16 protein-coding genes are annotated in these 16,566 nt (G+C 67.3%); 7 read left to right on the forward strand and 9 right to left on the reverse strand.

Annotation, left to right across the window (positions count from 1 at the left end; genetic code table 11):
• Positions 1-37: 37 nt before the first annotated feature.
• Positions 38-952, reverse strand: a complete 915-nt coding sequence (locus tag LJ725_RS14690; protein ID WP_230551395.1) for an aldo/keto reductase — start codon at positions 950-952, stop codon at positions 38-40.
• A gap of 200 nt (positions 953-1,152) precedes the next feature.
• Between LJ725_RS14690 and LJ725_RS14695 the strand changes: the two genes are divergently transcribed.
• Positions 1,153-1,347, forward strand: a complete 195-nt coding sequence (locus LJ725_RS14695; protein WP_230551396.1) for a hypothetical protein — start codon at positions 1,153-1,155, stop codon at positions 1,345-1,347.
• 66 nt (positions 1,348-1,413) lie between these two features.
• Positions 1,414-1,971, forward strand: a complete 558-nt coding sequence (locus LJ725_RS14700) for a carboxymuconolactone decarboxylase family protein (RefSeq protein ID WP_230551397.1) — start codon at positions 1,414-1,416, stop codon at positions 1,969-1,971.
• A 153-nt stretch (positions 1,972-2,124) separates the two neighbouring features.
• Here the strand turns inward: LJ725_RS14700 and LJ725_RS14705 are convergent, their stop codons facing one another.
• The 3 genes from LJ725_RS14705 to LJ725_RS14715 are packed head-to-tail and all read right to left on the reverse strand — an operon-like array spanning position 2,125 to position 6,106.
• Positions 2,125-3,693 carry an ABC transporter substrate-binding protein gene (locus LJ725_RS14705; protein WP_230551398.1) on the reverse strand — a complete coding sequence of 523 codons (1,569 nt, stop codon included), beginning with the start codon at positions 3,691-3,693 and terminating at the stop codon, positions 2,125-2,127.
• A gap of 14 nt (positions 3,694-3,707) precedes the next feature.
• Positions 3,708-4,784, reverse strand: coding sequence for a M14 family metallopeptidase (locus LJ725_RS14710; RefSeq protein WP_230551399.1), 1,077 nt, complete (start codon positions 4,782-4,784; stop codon positions 3,708-3,710).
• Positions 4,781-6,106: an NAD(P)/FAD-dependent oxidoreductase gene (locus LJ725_RS14715; RefSeq protein ID WP_230551400.1), complete on the reverse strand. Its 1,326-nt coding sequence runs from the start codon at positions 6,104-6,106 to the stop codon at positions 4,781-4,783. Before LJ725_RS14715 ends, LJ725_RS14710 begins: the two co-directional genes overlap by 4 nt.
• A 100-nt stretch (positions 6,107-6,206) precedes the next feature.
• On the opposite strand from LJ725_RS14715, the gene LJ725_RS14720 reads away from it, so the two are divergent.
• Complete coding sequence (locus LJ725_RS14720; RefSeq protein WP_230551401.1) at positions 6,207-7,100, forward strand: LysR substrate-binding domain-containing protein; 894 nt, start codon at positions 6,207-6,209, stop codon at positions 7,098-7,100.
• Between the two features lie 169 nt (positions 7,101-7,269).
• Here LJ725_RS14720 and LJ725_RS14725 read toward each other — a convergent pair whose 3' ends face one another.
• From LJ725_RS14725 to LJ725_RS14745, 5 genes are read right to left on the reverse strand one after another with little or no spacing between them, the layout of a single operon-like run.
• Positions 7,270-8,070 carry an ABC transporter permease gene (locus LJ725_RS14725; RefSeq protein ID WP_230551402.1) on the reverse strand — a complete coding sequence of 267 codons (801 nt, stop codon included), beginning with the start codon at positions 8,068-8,070 and terminating at the stop codon, positions 7,270-7,272.
• Positions 8,067-8,906 carry an ABC transporter permease gene (locus LJ725_RS14730; protein WP_230551403.1) on the reverse strand — a complete coding sequence of 280 codons (840 nt, stop codon included), beginning with the start codon at positions 8,904-8,906 and terminating at the stop codon, positions 8,067-8,069. Before LJ725_RS14730 ends, LJ725_RS14725 begins: the two co-directional genes overlap by 4 nt.
• Before the next feature lies 1 nt (position 8,907).
• Positions 8,908-10,353 (reverse strand): amidase, encoded by a 1,446-nt coding sequence (locus tag LJ725_RS14735; RefSeq protein WP_230551404.1) that lies wholly within the window; start codon positions 10,351-10,353, stop codon positions 8,908-8,910.
• A gap of 10 nt (positions 10,354-10,363) precedes the next feature.
• Positions 10,364-11,449, reverse strand: coding sequence for an ABC transporter ATP-binding protein (locus LJ725_RS14740; RefSeq protein WP_230551405.1), 1,086 nt, complete (start codon positions 11,447-11,449; stop codon positions 10,364-10,366).
• On the reverse strand, positions 11,446-12,495 hold the full coding sequence (locus LJ725_RS14745) for an extracellular solute-binding protein (protein ID WP_230551406.1): 1,050 nt from the start codon (positions 12,493-12,495) through the stop codon (positions 11,446-11,448). The genes LJ725_RS14740 and LJ725_RS14745 overlap by 4 nt, the downstream gene beginning before the upstream one ends.
• Before the next feature lie 165 nt (positions 12,496-12,660).
• On the opposite strand from LJ725_RS14745, the gene LJ725_RS14750 reads away from it, so the two are divergent.
• The 4 genes from LJ725_RS14750 (at position 12,661) to LJ725_RS14765 (ending at position 16,511) form a co-directional block, all read left to right on the forward strand.
• Entirely contained in the window at positions 12,661-13,725 is a 1,065-nt protein-coding gene (locus tag LJ725_RS14750; RefSeq protein ID WP_230551407.1) for an ABC transporter substrate-binding protein, read from the forward strand.
• 6 nt (positions 13,726-13,731) lie between these two features.
• The gene (locus LJ725_RS14755) at positions 13,732-14,775 is read left to right on the forward strand and encodes an ABC transporter ATP-binding protein (RefSeq protein WP_230551408.1); all 1,044 of its coding nucleotides are present in this window, start codon (positions 13,732-13,734) and stop codon (positions 14,773-14,775) included.
• Positions 14,776-14,907: 132 nt separating this feature from the next.
• Positions 14,908-15,723 carry an ABC transporter permease gene (locus LJ725_RS14760; RefSeq protein WP_230551409.1) on the forward strand — a complete coding sequence of 272 codons (816 nt, stop codon included), beginning with the start codon at positions 14,908-14,910 and terminating at the stop codon, positions 15,721-15,723.
• On the forward strand, positions 15,720-16,511 hold the full coding sequence (locus LJ725_RS14765; protein WP_230551410.1) for an ABC transporter permease: 792 nt from the start codon (positions 15,720-15,722) through the stop codon (positions 16,509-16,511). The genes LJ725_RS14760 and LJ725_RS14765 overlap by 4 nt, the downstream gene beginning before the upstream one ends.
• Positions 16,512-16,566 lie beyond the last annotated feature (55 nt).

The following is a 16,566-nucleotide window of genomic DNA, read 5'->3' on the forward strand; positions in this document are numbered from 1 at the left end:
GGGAGGTGCCCCGCAGGGGCGGAGGGCTCATTCCGCTCTAGACAGAAATCTCGCTTATCATGCGCTTGAGCATCGCAGCATCCGGATAGGCCCCGAACCCCGCCTGCAGATTGTCCGTCATGTGCTCGGGCTTGCTGGTGCCGGGGATCACACAGGTCACGGCGGGGTTGGCCAGCACGAACTTCAGCAGGATCTGCGCCCAGCTCGTGGTGCCGATCTCGCCGGCCCAGTCCGGCAGCTTGCGGCCGGAGAGCTTGCGCAAGAGCCCGCCGCCGCCGAAGGGCTGGTTCACGATCACCGCGATGCCGCGCTCGGCGGCGAGCGGCAGCAGCCTTCGTTCGACCGCGCGATCGTCGAGCGCGTAGTTGATCTGGACGAAGTCCCACTTCTCCGCCCGCATCACGCTCTCCAGTTCGTCGTGGGCGCTCTGTGTGTAGTGGGTGATGCCGAGATAGCGGATGCGGCCCTCTGCCTTCCAGGCCCGCAGGGTGGGCAGGTGGGCCCGCCAGTCGACGAGATTATGGATCTGCATCAGGTCGATACGGTCGGTCTTCAGCAGCCGCATCGATGCGCGCATCTGGGCGATGCCGTTGTCCCGGCCGGTGGTCCAGACCTTGGTGGCGATGAAGGCCTTGTCGCGCGTGTTCGCAGCGGCCAGCAGGTCACCGACGACTGCCTCCGCCGATCCGTACATCGGCGATGTGTCGATCACCGAGCCGCCCGCCTCGAACAGGCGACGCAGTACTTCTGCAAGCGGCGCGCGATCCTCGGGCTTGCCGCCGACATCGAAGGTGCGCCAGGTGCCGACGCCGACCACGGGCAACATCTCTCCCGAGGCGGGGATCCTGCGCTGATGCATGCGGGCTCCGGGTTGGGCGGCGCTGCGTGTCGCGACAATCAGGCCGGCGCCAGCGAGGCCGATCAGCCGGGAGCGGGTGAGAGGACGTGACATGCAAGTGTCATTGTTCAGCAACGATGAGCGCAACACCAGCGATGAAAGAGGCTGTCGCCATATTCATGCCGTACGCGGGGCGTCTGCTGTGACCGTTCGCGGTTCAAGCCTTCGGGTCATTGTCATCTCCTCATGCCGCTCCCATCTCAGCCACGCCCATCACTGGGTCGCCGTTCGTTCAGCCTGAAGGAGACCGCGCCATGCCCGAACCCTTCGTCGTCGAAATCTGGGGACAGCCCGCCGGTGTCGTCCTCAAGGAAGGCAACGCCTTCCGCTTTCATGCCTTCACGCGTCCGTTCTTCGAACTCGAAGGCCATCAGTTCAGCACACCGGGCCAGGCGCGCCTTGCCGCCGCCAGGCTCCAGCCGCCGCGCGAAAACCCGGCTGCGAAGTAATGTCTTTCGCCTTGTCGGTCGCCTGAGGGGACGTTAGTCCACTCAGGACCGACAAGGAGGAAACCAGTGATCAAGCGCAAGCAGCGTATCCCGATGCGGGATCTCTCGACCATGAAGCCCGAGGATCGCGAGGCGATCGAGAAGAACGCCATGAACGGCCAGGTTTTCAACATCTTCAAGGTCCTGGCCAATCATCCCGCGCTGACCAAGCGGTGGACGCCGTTCGCGGGCCACATCCTCTCGAAGCAGACGCTGCCGTTTCGCGATCGCGAGCTTCTGATCCTGCGCATCGGCTGGCTCAATCAGGCGGAATACGAGTTCGCGCAGCACGAGCTGATCGCCAAGCGGGGCGGCGTCAGCGACGCCGACATCGCCAACCTAAAGGAAGGCCCCAAGGCGAAGGGCTGGAACGAGCACGAGGCGGCGCTGATGCAGCTCGCCGACGATCTGTTCGAGAATTCGGTCGCCTCCGACGCGACCTGGGCCACGCTCTCGAAGACCTATTCGACCGAGCAGCTGATGGATGCCGTCTTCACGGTCGGCCAGTACAATCTCGTCTCGTGGGCGCTGAACAGCTTCGGCGTGCCGCTCGATGACTTCCTGCCGGGCGCCCAGAAGAAGTAGCGGGCGTCGATTCAGCCAGCCTCATCCTGAGGAGCCGTGCGCAGCACGGCGTCTCGAAGGATGGGCAACGAACGAGGTACTCGTGCCCACCCTTCGAGACGCGCTCCTTGCGGAGCGCTCCTCTGGGTGAGGTCGCTACTTCGTCTTCATCATCTATCGCTTCGCGATCTCGACGTTCCAGAAGGCGGTCGTCGAGGGTGGGCGGATCCAGCCCCTGGTTCGGCCGCTGACGGCCGAGGCGCTGTACCATTCGCCGAGCGGATAGTGCGTGCCGAGCTGCAGCGCGCGTTCCTGGATTTCCTCGGCGATGGCCTTGCGCTTCGCCGCGTCCGGCTCCAGCGCGTAGGCCTCGCGCATCGCCTCGATCCGCTCGTCGCACGACCATCCGGCCGAGGCCTTGTCGCAGGCGGAATTCAGGAACAGCGATGTGATCGGGTTGACGACGTCGATGACGCCGGTGCTCGACAGAGTGACGTTCCAGCCGCGGTCCTCCGGCGGCTCCTTGCGCATGACGCGCGCGAGGTGCGTCTGCCAGTCGGCCGGCCGCATGTCGACCTTGAAGCCGACCCGTTCCAGCTGCGCCTTGGCGACGGGGCCGAGATTGGCCAGGGAGGCGAGGTCGGTCACCTGCAGCAGCACGATCGGCCGTCCGTCGTAGCCTGCCTCCTTGATCAGCGCCCTGGCCTTCTCGACATTGCCTTCGAGCAGTCCCGCGGTGCCCTTGTCCGACGCGAGCGGCGTGCCGCAGCCGTAGTAGGTCTTGCAGAAGCGCCAGAAGTGCGGGTCGCCGACGGCGGCGTCGAGGAAGCCCTTCTGGTCGATGGCATAGCCGAGCGCCAGCCGCATCCGGGGATCGTTGAACGGCGGATGGAGCCAGTTGGGCCGCAGCGCGTACTGGCTGGCGTAGGCGCCGCGCTGGACCGCAATGCCCTTCCTCTTCTCGACCAGCGGCAGCAGGTCATGCGCCACCGATTCGAGCGCATCGACCTCGCCGTTCTCCAGCGCGTTCACCGCGGTCTGCGGATCGGCGATGGAGACCCACTCCACCCGATCGACCTTCGCCACCTTGCCGCCCGCAAAGTTGGCGGGCGGCTCGGCGCGCGGCACGTAGCCGGGATTCTTCACATAGACGACGCGATCGCCGGGCCGCCACTCGTCGGCCTTGAACATGAAAGGGCCGGAGCCGGTCGGGTCCTTGATCTGCTGCGTGGCCGGCGCCTCGGCGACGCGCTTGGGCATCATGAACGGCACGATGCCGGCCGGCTTGGCCAGCGAATCGATCACCAGCCCGTAGGGCCGCGCGAGTTCGAGGCGGATCGTCCTGGCGTCGGGGGCGCTCAGCTCCTTGACGTTCGCCATCAGCTTGAGGCCGACCGGATCGCGGCTGCCCCAGCGCTTCAGCGAGGCGACGCAATCCTCCGCCGTGACCGGCGCACCGTCATGCCACTTCAGACCGTCCCGCAGGGTGAAGGCATAGACCAGTCCTGCCGCATCGACGGTCCAGTTGCCCACCATCTGAGGCTGCGGCTTCAGATCGCCGTCGAGGCCGAACAGCGTGTCGTAGACGAGATAGCCGTGGGTGCGGCTGATCTGTGCCGATGCCCAGACCGGATCGAGGATCTTGAGATCCGAATGCATGACGATCTTGAGAGTCGATTGAGCCACCGCGGGCGTCGCGAACGCGAATGCGGCGGCAGCCGCAAGCAGATGTCGAAACTTCATGGGCGTCTCCTTGTTCATTCTTCGGCCGCGAGGCCGTTGATCGTCTGCAGCGCCTGGCTGCGGAACTGGCCGAGGATCATGCCCTTCCAGTCGTCGGCATCGACGTAGAAGGCATCGCGCACCGCCTGCCGGATCTCGCGCACCAGCGTCGCGGGCGCATCGGGGTGGCCGGCCAGCCAGGCTTCGCCGCGCAATGCGCGCCGCACGACGGGATTGGGCACCGTGCCGTATTCCAGTGTCGTCGGCGTGATCGCCGCGTCGGGACATTCTTCCGGCGCGCAGCCGGTGATGTGGCCGACCGTCCGCGGCGAAACCGATTCGGTCGCGGTGCTGACGATCAGGTCGCTGCCCCACCAGGCTTTGGCACGCCGGGTCGTCTCCTCGGAATGGCGACCGAAGATCTTCTCGCCGTGGCCGTAGGGGCCGAGGCCGGTATGGACGTCGATCCAGGCGATGTGGCGTCGCGTCGTGCCGTGGGCGCGCAGGATCGAGCGGATCGTGCGGTTGCTCCAGGCAGGCGCCGTCCCGCAGTAGAAGAGCCCGTCGGGATGCTTGTCCTGGCCGCTGGAAACGCCGGGGTTGCGCTGGCCGGCGAGCCGCGCCATCGCCGCGTTCAAACGCTCCTCGTTATCGGCGGAAGGCGGCCAGGCCGCGGGCACCAGCAGGTCGTGGATCTGCTCGTAGACCGGATTGTCGGGATAGGGCGTCGCGAAGTCGTTGAAGTTGCGGTTGAGGTCGATGTTGTCCTCGTTGGTCCGCTTCAGGTGCGAGAAGCCGAACGGATTGACCGCATGGATCAGCAGCAGGGCGATGCCGCGATCGGCGGCGCGGCGGGCCAGTTCGTCGTTCAGCAGGGCGAGCTGGCAGGCCGAGCCGGAGAAGCCCTCCGGACCGTGCGTGCCGGAGCTGACGATGAAAAGCTTGCCCGCGTCGGCGGGTCCCAGCAGCGCGGTGTCGGTGCCGATCTCTTCTCCCGCCGCGCCCGTCAGCGGATGGACATGGTGCCCGACCGCGGCACCAGCCCGGGTGGCCGCTTCGAGGAAGCGTTGGCGGGCCTCGCCATAGGTGGCGGAGAAGAAGGCGGCGCTCATCTGATCTTCTCGTCGATGTAGTCGAGGGTGCGGAAGGCGCCGCCGATCACCGGCAGGAACCAGGGCTTGCCGGAATAGAGCGGAATGGCGGGCAGCTCGGTTTCGGCGAAGGGCACCTTGCCATGCAGGCGGCCGGCGATCGATTGGCCCATCGCGTTGCCGAGGAACGGCATCATCGACACGCCCGAGCCGTTGCAGCCGACCACGAAGTGCAGCCCGTCGAGCTCGCCGGCATGCGGCAGCGCGTCGTAGGTGAAGGCGACGTTGCCTTGCCAGGTGTGCGTGACCTTGGTGTCCCGCAGTTGCGGGAAACGCTCGACCAGCGACTGGTGCAGGAGCTGGGCACGCAACTCTCCGGGGATTTCAGTAAAGCGGGCGCGGCCGCCGAAGATCACGCGCTTGCCGTCGGGCGATATCCGGTAGTAGTGCAGCACGCGCCGCGTCTCGGAGAAGGTGCGGCCCTTGGGGCAAAGCTCCTTGATCAGCTCGGGTGGCAGTTCCTCGGTCGCGATGATGTGGCTGGCGATCGGCACGAGCCGCTTCTGCAGGCGCGGCGTGACGCCGGACGTATAGCCGTTGGTGGCGACGACGACATGGCGGGCACGTACCTCGCCCTGGCTGGTGCTGACCCGCCAGCCCTCGCCGTCGCGCGCGAGGCCGGTGGCGCGGCAATGGCCGGCCAGCGTGATCGAATTGCGCCGGCGCACCGCCGCCAGCAGGCCGCCGTAGAACAGGGCCGGGTGCAGCTTGCCCGCGGTCTCGAACACCATGCCGCCGTGATAGAAGTCGCTGCCGATCTCCTCGCGTTGCTCCTCGCGGGTGATCAGGCGGCAGTCGGTGGCGCCGCCGTCGCGCAGCTTGGCGAAACGCGTCCGCAGCCCCTCGTAGTGCGAGGCCGCGCAGGCGCCGAGGAAGCGGCCGCGCTGCTCCAGATGGCAGTCGATCTTCTCCTGTTCGACCAGATCGATCAGCGCGCGATAGGCGTCGATCGCCCAACCCACGACGTCGCGCACCAGGTCGGGCGAATAGTCGAGCGTGCGGCCGGTGAAGCTCTTGCCGATCGACAGGCCGGCGCTCAGCGCGCCGCCGCTGCGCGTCGAGGCGCCCGAGCCGAACTCGTCGGCCTCGAGCACGACGCTCTGGACGCCGCCGTCGGCCAGCGCGCGGGCCGTCGCCAGCCCCGCATAGCCGCCGCCGACCACCACGACGTCGGTGCGGGCCGGCAGCGACGGGGCGGTGATGGCCTGCGGACGGAACGCCTCCCACCAGTAGGGCTGGTCCTTGAAGTCAGTGGCGAAGATCGACTGGTTAACCGCAGGCATGAAGAGGCTCGCACACAAAACGTTGACAGGACTGAGTTACGGCTTGAGGGGCGACACGGTCAAAGTCATTGTCCGGGGTGGTTAAGTCCCCGAGGTTATGATGATCACGTCGCGCCAGCTCGAAGCCTTTCGCGCCATCATGGCTCACGGCACGGTGACGGCCGCCGCCGAGCGGCTGGGCGTCTCGCAGCCCGCGGTGAGCAAGATCCTGGCGGGGCTGGAGCACGAGATCGGCTACCCGCTGTTCACGCGCATCAAGCGCCGGCTGGCGCCGACCAGCGAAGCGCGGCTTCTGGAGCAGGAGGTGACGCGGCTCTATCACAGTCTCGAGCGGGTCACCGAGGTCGCGCGCGAGATCCGCGAACGCCAGGTCGGCGACCTGCTGATCTACTCGACGCCGGCGCTTGGGCGCAGCGTGCTGCCTGACGTCATGGCGGGCTTCATGAAGCGCCACTCCAAGGCGCATATCGTCTTCCATGTCCGCAGCTCGACCTACATCAACCAGAAGATGGTCGACCAGCAGATCGACCTCGGCTTCTCGATGATGCCGTTCGAGCATCCCTCGATGGTCACGGAGGAGTTGAGTCGGGCGACCGCCGTCTGCGTGCTGCCGCGCGACCATCGTCTGGCCCGCCGCAAGGTGATCCGCCCGGCCGACCTGCGCGGCGAGCGCTTCCTGTCGTTTCCGCTCGACGGCCGCATGCGGCATCTCATCGATGCGGCCTTCGAGCAGGAGCGGATCGAGCGCAAGCTGCAGATCGACGTCTATTCCTCGGCCGATGCCTGTGCGCTGGCGGCGCGGGGGCTCGGCGTGTCGATCGTCGAGCCCTTCACCGCGCGCGACTTCCTCAGCGAGGGTATCGCCGTGGTGCCGTTCGAGCCGCGTATCCGCTACCTGTTTCGCGCCATGCGCCCGCGCTACCGCAAGCCCTCCCGGCTGGCCGACGCCTTCCTCGATGCGGTGAAGGCGCATCTCAAGGCGAAGGGTTGGTAGGGCTGAGCAAGGCTCGGCCCAATGAGCGACAGGACATTGCTTGCAATGTCCGAGAGCGCCGACGTACCACCGGCCACCCTGACCCCTCCGTCGGCTGAGCGGCTTGGTTACAAGCCGCGAGACGCCGACACCTCCCCATTTGAATGGGGAGGCGGATGATTGTCGAACGTTACGCCGGATCATGGGCCACGAAGAATTCGAGGCCGATCAGCCGCTCCAGCAGCATCACCACCAGCAGGGTGACGACGACGGTCGCGGTCGAGATCGCCGCCAGCACCGGCGAGGCGTTCTCCTGGATGAAGGCATAGATCTGGACCGGCAGGGTCGTGACCTGCGGGCCGGTGAGGAACATCGTCACCGTCACTTCGTCGAACGAGATGATGAAGGAGAAGAGCAGCGCAGTGACGAGGCCGGAGCGCGCCAGCGGCAGGGCGATGCCGAGCGCGATACGACGTTCGTCGGCGCCCAGCAGCGAGGCCGCCTCGACGATCTCGCCGTCGATCCGCTGCAGGGCCACGACGATCGGCCGCCACGCGAAGGGAAGCGTGCAGACGACGTGGGCGATCACGATGCCCGTCGCCGTGCCGAGATAGCCCGCCATGGCGAGCACGTTCACCAGCGCCACGCCGAGCGCCGCGTGCGGAAAGAACAGGGGCGACATGATGGCCAGTTCGAAGGCCGGCAGCCACCGCGGCCGCAGCCGGTGGCAGGCATAGGCGCCGGCGAAGGCGATGGCGGTGACCAGCACGGCGACCACCGCGGCGATCGCGAGGCTGGTCGCGAAGGCCTCGATCCAGCGCGGATCGGTGGCGGCCTCGGCATACCAGCGCAGGCTGAGTTCGCCTGGCGGGAAGCGGAGATAGCCGGCGGCCGCGAACGAGGTCGCGCCGATCACCACGATGGGCAGCGGCAGGAAGAGCAGCAGCGCGAAGGAGCCTGCGCGGCCGAGCCTGATCAGGGGCGCGTTCATCGGTCGGCCTTCGGCACGAGGGCGGCTTCGGCGGCGCGCAGCAGCGCGAGGCCGAGGGCGCTCAGCAGCAGCAGGCAGATCGCCCAGGCCGACGCCTTGCTCATGTTGAAGTTGTAGACGACCTCTTGGTAGATCTGCGTGCCGGCCATCTTCTGGCGCACCCCGCCCAGCAGGATCGGCGTCACGATGGCGCCCATCGAGGTGAGGAAGGTGATGCTGAGGCCGGTGAAGACGCCGGGCAGCGACAGCGGCAGCACGACGCGGCGCCAGGTGTCGAAGCCACCGGCACCCAGCGATTCGCTGGCTTCCTCCAGCCGGTGGTCGATCTGCAGCAGCACCGACAGCGTGGAGATGACGGCGAAGGGCATCAACACGTGGGTGAGGCCGATCACCACGCCGAGATCGTTGAAGATCAGCGGCACGGGCGACTGGATCACGCCGGCCCATTTCAGCGTTTCGTTGAGGAAGCCCTTGGGCCCCAGGATCACCAGCCAGCCGTAGGTGCGCACGACCAGGCTGACCAGCCACGGCACCAGGACGATCACCAGCAGGAGGTTGCGCCAGCGCGGCAGCCGCCACAGCAGCCAGGCGATCGGATAGGCCAGGATGGCGGCGGCGACCGAAACGATGGCCGCGATCGACACGGTGCGGAGGAAGACCTCGTGGTAGTCCGCGCGGTCGAGGATCTGCCGGAAATAGATCAGCGAGAAACCGTCCTTGCCCCAGAAGGCATGGAAGAAGAGCAGCGCCACCGAGCCAAGGAACAGCGCGAGCACCAGCAGCGCCGGGAGCAACAGCCAGCCGAGGCTTCGCGGAGTGGAGGTGGCGCCGCGCATCTCAGGTGCCGGCTGCGAAGCCCGGCGGGAACTCGGCCGACGCGCCGGTCTCCGCGTCGAACGCCTGGGCCAGCCTGATCAGGTGGCCTTCGGCGTACCACGGCGCCACGAAATGGATGCCGATGGGGAGGCCCGCCTTCGAGCGGCCGAACGGGATCGAGATCGCCGGATGGCCCGTCATGTTGAAGGGGATCGTGTAGGTGTACCAGGCAGCGCGCAGGTCGCCGAGCGGCTTGCCGTCGACCACCAGCGGCTCGAACTGGTTCTGGGTGGCGGGCGGCGCCGGCGTGGCGACGGTGGGCGTGAGCAGCAGGTCGCAGTCGGCGAACAGGCCCTGCACGGACTTGAAGGCGGTGGTGCGATCGACCAGCGCGCGGCGCAGCTGCACCACGTCGATGGCATTGCCTTCGTCCAGTGTCCGGGCGAAGGACGGGTCGAGGTCGCCGCGCCGGTTCTTCAGGATGTCGGCGAAGCGTTCGATCTGGTTGGCACGCAGGATGATGCGCGCCACGTCGAGCTTCCAGTCGATCTCGCTTCCGTCCAACTCCTTGATCTTCGCTCCCTGCCTGTCGAGGAAAGCGAGCGCCGCGTCGAGACGCGCCTCGGTGTCGGGATCGAGATAGCCGCCGGTCATGCGGCGGATCACGGTGATGCGCTTGCCGGCGATGGGATGTCCGCCCGACTTATCGGGCCACGCGAAGGGCTCGCGGCCGATCGCGAGCGTCCAGGGATCGTTGGGATGGCTGCGCGACATCGAGGCGAGTCCGGCGCCGAGATCGGCCGGATGGCGCGCCATGACGCCGAGATAGGTGAGCTGGCCGAACTGGTCCGGCGGCACTTCGTGCGGCACGCGCCCCAGGGTCGCCTTCAGCCCGTAGACGCCACAGCAGGCGGCCGGGATCCGGCCCGAGCCCGCGCCGTCGGTCGACATGGCGATCGGACCGAGGCCCAACGCCACCGACACGGCCGCGCCGCCGCTCGACCCGCCGCTCGTATGCTCGCGGTTCCAGGGATTGCGCGTGATGCCGTGCAAGGGGCTGTCGGTCAGCACCTTGTGCCCGAACTCCGGCGTCGTCGTCTTGGCGAACAGCACGGCGTCGGCGGCGCGCCACTGGGCGATGGCCTCGGCGTCCATTGTCGGCACGTTGTCCTTCATGGTGACCGAGGCGAACGCGGTGCGCAGTCCCTTGGTGAGGATCAGGTCCTTGGCCGAGACGGGCACGCCGGCCAGCGCGCCGAAGGATCCGCCCTTCTTGCGGCGCTCGTCGAGCGCATCGGCGGCGGCGCGGGCACCCTCGGCGTCGAGCGTCGCGATCGGATTGAACGGCTCGGCCTTCCTGGTGCGTTCCAGCAGCCCCTCGACGATGTCTCGCGCGGCGACCCTGCCGGACGTGAAGGCTTCTACGTGGTCTGCGACGGTGCGGCCGGCGAAATCCTGAGCGGGCATGACGGATCTTTCAGGTTGAGGCGAAGAGGGTGAATGTGTCGGACGGCACCGAGAGACGCTCGGTCTTTCCTTCGGCCAGTTCCGCCACCCGGGGCTGGTCGGCCATCATCAGGGCGGTGAGCGGCCCCAGCGGCGTGTCGAGCACGGCCTTCACGGTGGGCCCGAGGCGATGCAGCGCCGATACACGGGCCTCGATCGACAGCGCGTCGGCCTGTGCCTCGCCGAGGCGGACCGATTCGGGCCGGCAGGCGAGCTGGCAGGTGCCTCCGGTCGAGGCGTTCCCGACGACCGAGGCGCGCGGCACGGCGATGCGCCGGCCGGCGACGGACACGGCAACCGACCCGGCGTCGACCGCCTCGATGCGGCCGTCCAGCATGTTGATGTCGCCCACGAAGCGCGCGACGAAGGGCGAGGCAGGGCGGCGATAGATCTCGCCGGGCGTGCCGACCTGCTGCACGTGGCCGCCGTTCATCACGACGATCGTGTCGGAGAGCATGGTCGCCTCCTCCTGGTCGTGGGTGACGAACACGAAGGTGGTGGCGAGCTGGCGCTGAATCGACTTCAACTCGACCTGGAGCTGGCGGCGCAGCTGCAGGTCGAGCGCGCTCAGCGGCTCGTCGAGCAGCAGGATGGCGGGTTCGAGCGCGAGCGATCGCGCCAGCGCCACCCGCTGCTTCTGGCCGCCGGAGAGCTGGCCGATGCGGCGCCGCTCGAAGCCCGCGAGACCGACGAGGGTCAGGAACCTCGAGACGCGGCCAGAGATCTCCGCCGCCGCCATGCCGCGGATCCGCATGCCGTAGGCCACGTTCTCGAACACGTCGAGATGAGGGAACAGGGCGAGGTTCTGGAACACCATGCCGAGCGGGCGCAGGCGCGGCGGCACGCCCTGCATGGGCACGCCGTCTATGGCGATGGTGCCGCGGCTCGGCTCGAGGAACCCGGCGATCAGGCGCAGCAGCGTCGTCTTCCCGCAGCCCGAGGGGCCGAGCAGGGTGACGAAGCTGCCGCCGGCGATCGTGAGATCGACCGCGTCGAGCACCGTCGCGGCGCCGAACTCCTTGCCGACCCCCGCGATCGAGATCGTGCCTCGGCTCACTGCTTGACGCCGGACAGCAGCTTCTCGGCCCGGTCGACGCGGGCTTCGTTGTGCTCGACGATGATCCGCCAATCGGGCGAATAGAGCGACTTCACGATCTGCTCGTAGGGTTGGCCCAGCGTCTTCTGCAGGTCCTCGGGCAGCTTGACCTTCGAATTCATCGGCAGCCATCCGTCGAGCAGCGCGGCGCGCAGCTGCGGCTCGGCGCCGGCGATGTAGTTCATCCAGACCAGCGACTTGTCCAGGTTCTTGGCGCCCTTCGGGACCACCACCACGTAGGGCAGCATCAGCGCGCCTTCCTTCGGGATCACGATGCCCACGTTGGCGGCGCCCTGGCGGCGCAGCGCCCAGACGCGCGAGGCGTAGAACGGCACGGCCGCCACCTCGCCGCGCGTCAGCAGCGTGTTCATGTGGGCAAGCGAAGTGTAAGTCGCCAGCACGTTGGGCACGATCTTCTCGAGCAGCTTGAAGCCGGGATCGATGTCCTTCTCGCTGCCGCCCATCGCCTTGGCCATGATCACCGCGTCGTAGGGCGCGAGATAGGTCGGCCGGGTCAGCGACAGCTTGCCCTTCCACTTCGGGTCGGCGAGGCCCTGCCACGAGGCCAAGTCCTCGGCCTTGGCGAGGTCGGTGTTGTAGGCGATGCCGTAGTAGGTGAAGTAGACCGGCAGGCCGACATGGCGCCCGGCCTTGTCCTTCGTAAGGTACTTCGGATCGACGTCGGCGATGCCCGGCAGCTGCTTGTCGTCGAAGCTCTCGATCAGGCCGGCATTGGAGAGCGCGATCGCCTCGAAGTAGGTGACCAGCGCCAGGCTGTACTGGTTGGCGGCTGCCGGGGAACGCAGCGCGCCGGCCGGATTAGGCACCTCGACCATCTTGATGGTCGAGCCGTTTCCGGGAGCGAACTGCTTGATGAAGGCCTCGCGCCAGGTGTTGGCGCCGCCGCCACCCCACACCGCCATGGTGAGTTCCTGGGCCGTCGCGGCCCCCGCGCCCGTGCACGCGAGAATCGCGCCGCAGATCAGTGCCTTCAATCGGTTCATCATCGCAGGCCCCCGCCGTTATCTCGTTGTGGCAACGTTAGACGCCTCCTGCATTGCGGGAGAAATTCATTCGCCCCTTCTGGTCATTCCAGAAGGTTATGGGCTTGGTTGTTGCTCCGCGTGAAACTCACTTCTACAGTCTCCGTGGGGATTTCCGAGGGGACCGCCATGGACATGAAGCGCCTGCACCGCCGCCACGCTCTTTCGCTGCTGGGAGGTGCCGCCGCCGTCGGCGCCACCGGCTCCGCCTTCGCCCAGGCCGAACCGCCCAAGCCCGCGCAGCTCGTGGTCAACCATTCCGGCGGGTCGATGGGTACCGCCATGCGCAAGGCCTTCTTCAACGGCTTCGAGAAGAAGTATGGGATCAAGGTGGTCGAGACGAGCCCGGTCGACTTCGGCAAGCTGCGTGCCATGGTCGATTCCGGCAACGTCGAATGGGATCTCACCGAGATCGGCGGCCAGGACGCGATCCGTGCCGGCAAGGCCAACCTGCTGGAGAAGATCGACACCAAGGTGGTCGACCGCTCCAAGTATCCGGCGACGGCGCAGAATCCCTATGTCTTCGCCTCGTCGGTCTACACGACGATCATGGGATTCCGGAACGACGTCTTCAAGAACGGCAGCCAGCCCAAGAGCTGGGCCGACTGGTGGGACGTGAAGAAGTTCCCGGGCGCGCGCTCGATGCGCAACCATCCGACCGACAACCTCGAATTCGCGCTGATCGCCGACGGCGTGCCGAAGGACAAGCTCTATCCGATCGACTTCGACCGCGCCTTCAAGAAGCTCGACCAGATCAAGCCGCACATCACCGTCTGGTGGTCGACCGGCCAGCAGCCGGCCCAGCTCCTGCTCGACAAGGAGGTCGTGCTGGCGACCGGTTGGAACGGCCGCTTCTACGACATCATCAAGAAGGGGGCGCCGGTCGGTATCGAGTGGAGTGAAGGTGCGCTGAAGCAGGGCAGCTTCGCCATCCCGCGGGGCGCCAAGAGCCCCTATTGGGCCAACAAGATGCTGGCCGAACTCGCCATCCCGCAGCAGCAGGCGGTCTACGCCTCGGAACTCGGCTATCCCGGCCTCAATCTCGAATCGCTGAACTTCGTCGATCCGAAGGTGAAGCCGTTCCTGCCGACCGCCTATCTCGACCAGCAGTTCTGGATCAGCGACGAGTGGTATGCCGAGAACGGCACCAAGGCCGCCGAACTGTGGAACGCCTGGATGCTGAAGAAGGGCTGATATCCCTTGAGTGCAAGCGGATCGGCCGACCTCCTCATCGAGGGTGTCGGAAAGCGTTTCGGGGATGTGGTCGCACTGGATCACGTCTCGCTGCAGGTGGCCCAGGGCGAGCTGCTCACCATCCTGGGTCCCAGCGGTTCCGGGAAAACCACGCTGCTCAAGGTCGTCGCGGGTTTCGAGACGCCCGACGCCGGCCGCGTGACGGTGGGCGGTGTCGAGATCACCGCGTTGCCGCCCGCGAAGCGGGACATCGGCATGGTGTTCCAGAACTACGCGCTGTTTCCCCATCTCAGCGTCGCGGCCAACGTCGCGTTTCCGCTGGAGATGCGGAACGTCGCGAAGCCCGAGATCGAGCGCCGTGTCGCCGAGGCCCTGGCGATGGTCGAGCTGAAGGGCTACGAGGCACGGCTGCCGCGGCAATTGTCAGGCGGCCAGCAGCAGCGCGTGGCGCTGGCGCGTGCCATCGTCTTCAACCCGCGGCTCCTGCTGCTCGACGAGCCGTTCGGCGCGCTCGACCGCAAGCTGCGCGAGACGATGCAGCTCGAAGTGCGCCGCCTGCAGCGCCGCCTCGGGCTCACCACCATCTTCATCACCCATGACCAGGAAGAGGCGCTGGTCCTGTCCGACCGCATCGCGGTGATGAACAGGGGCACGATCCAGCAGATCGCGACCACGACCGAGATCTACGAGCGGCCGGCCAACGATTTCGTCGCCGACTTCGTGGGCGAGAGCAACATCTTCCACGGCACGATGAGCGCGCCCGGCATGGTGGTCCTGGACGGCGGCCGCGCGCTGCAGGTGAGGAGCGACAAGCCCGCGGGCGCGAAGGTCGGCGTGCTGATGCGCCCCGAGCGATTCGCGCCGTCGGGTGCCAACGCCTTCAGCGGCGAGGTGATCGAATCGGTTTATCTCGGCACGTCGTTCAAGCTGCGGCTGGCCTGCGAGGGCGGCCCGGAACTGCTGGTGCGCCAGCCTGCCCGCGGCGCGCTGCCCGCCGCCGGTGCCCGCGTGACGGTCGGCATCGAGCCCGAGTCGATCCATGTGTTCTGAGCGCGAGCCCCTACGACCTCATTCTGAGGAGCATCGCGCAGCGATGCGTCTCGCAGGATGGGCCGCAGGGACGGTGCTCATTCCCATCCTTCGAGACGGCGCTGCGCGCCTCCTCAGGATGAGGGGTATGTCGTGACTGGCCGCGGCTTCCTCCCCGCGCTGCCGGCACTGATCCTGCTGTTCGTGTTCTTCCTGTTCCCGGTCGTGCGCATGCTGGGGTTCAGCCTCGAAGGTGGGACGCTCGACTGGTACGCCAAGGCGCTGGGCGAGCAGCTCTACCTGCGCGTCTTCTGGAACACGTTCGAGATCGCGCTGCTGGTCACCTTCTTCTGCCTGCTGCTGGGCTATCCGCTGGGCTTCCTGATGGCCACGACCACGCCCTTCTGGGCGACGGTGGGCTTCATCTTCGTCCTGCTGCCGCTCTGGACCTCGGTGCTGGTGCGCACCTATGCCTGGATGGTGCTGCTGGGGCGCAACGGCGTGTTCAACCGCACGCTGATGGAGGCCGGGATCACCACCGATCCGATCCCAATGCTGCACAATTTCACCGGCGTTCTGATCGGTATGGTGCACGTGCTGCTGCCCTACATGGTGCTGCCGATCTACGGCGCGGTGCGCAAGGTCGATCCGGCCATTCCGGCCGCCGCGGCCGGCCTCGGCGCGTCGAGCTTCGCGATCTTCCGCCGCATCTACCTGCCGCTCACCCTCAACGGCATCTTTGCCGGCTCCGTCCTCGTCTTCGTGCTGTCGCTCGGCTTCTTCATCACCCCGGCGCTGCTGGGCGGCGGTCGCGTGATGATGATCGCGGTCCTGATCGAGCAGCAGGTGCGCGAGGCGCTGAACTGGCCGTTCGCGGCGGCCCTCTCCGCGGTGCTGCTGGTCTTCACCTTCGCCGTCTATGCGATGGCGCAGCGCTTCACGCGGAGCGAGGCGGAGGCCGCGCGATGAGGACTCCTCCCAGCCGGCGCCTGCTCGTCATAGCCTGCGGCCTCATCTACTTCTTCCTGATGCTGCCGCTGCTGGTTGTCTTCCCGATCTCGCTGTCGTCGGCACCGTACATGCAGTTCCCGCCGCCCGGTCTTTCCTGGCAGTGGTACGAGCGCTACCTCGACGATCCGCAATGGATCGACGCCACCTGGCGCTCGCTCTATATCGGCGCGGCAACGGCGATCTTCGCCCTGGCACTGGGCGTGCCGCTGGCCTTCGCGCTGGTGCGCGGGCGCTTCTTCGGCCGCGTCCTGATCGACCGGCTCGCGCTGGCGCCGGTCATCGTGCCGACCATCATCCTCTCGGTCGCGGTCTACGGCCTGTTCGCCAAGCTGAAGCTGATCGGCACCTGGTACGGACTCGTCATCGCCCATACGGTGCTGGCGCTGCCCTTCGTGGTGCTGGTGATCGTGGCCGGCCTGCGCGATTTCGACCGCTCGCTGGAGCAGGCCGCCGAGGGGCTGGGCGCCAGCCGCTGGCGCACGCTCTCTCGGGTCACCCTGCCGCTGCTGCGGCCCAGCCTCGTCTCGGCCGGGTTGCTGGCCTTCATCTCCTCGTTCGACGAGGTCGTCGTCGCGCTGTTCCTGGCCGGCGCGAACATGACGCTCCCGAAGAAGATGTTCGACAACATCCTGATGGAGATCGACCCGACCATCGCTGCCGTCTCGGTGATGCAGATCCTGCTGGTCTCCGTCGTGCTGGTGCTGATCGGCCGCTTCGGCCGCGGCCTTAAGGATAGTGCGAGATGACGACGTTGCCGACCCTTCGAGACGGCCGCGAAGCGGCCTCCTCAGGGTGAGGTGG

Origin of the sequence: Reyranella aquatilis (assembly GCF_020880995.1) — a bacterium.
Taxonomy (GTDB): Bacteria; Pseudomonadota; Alphaproteobacteria; order Reyranellales; family Reyranellaceae; genus Reyranella; species Reyranella aquatilis.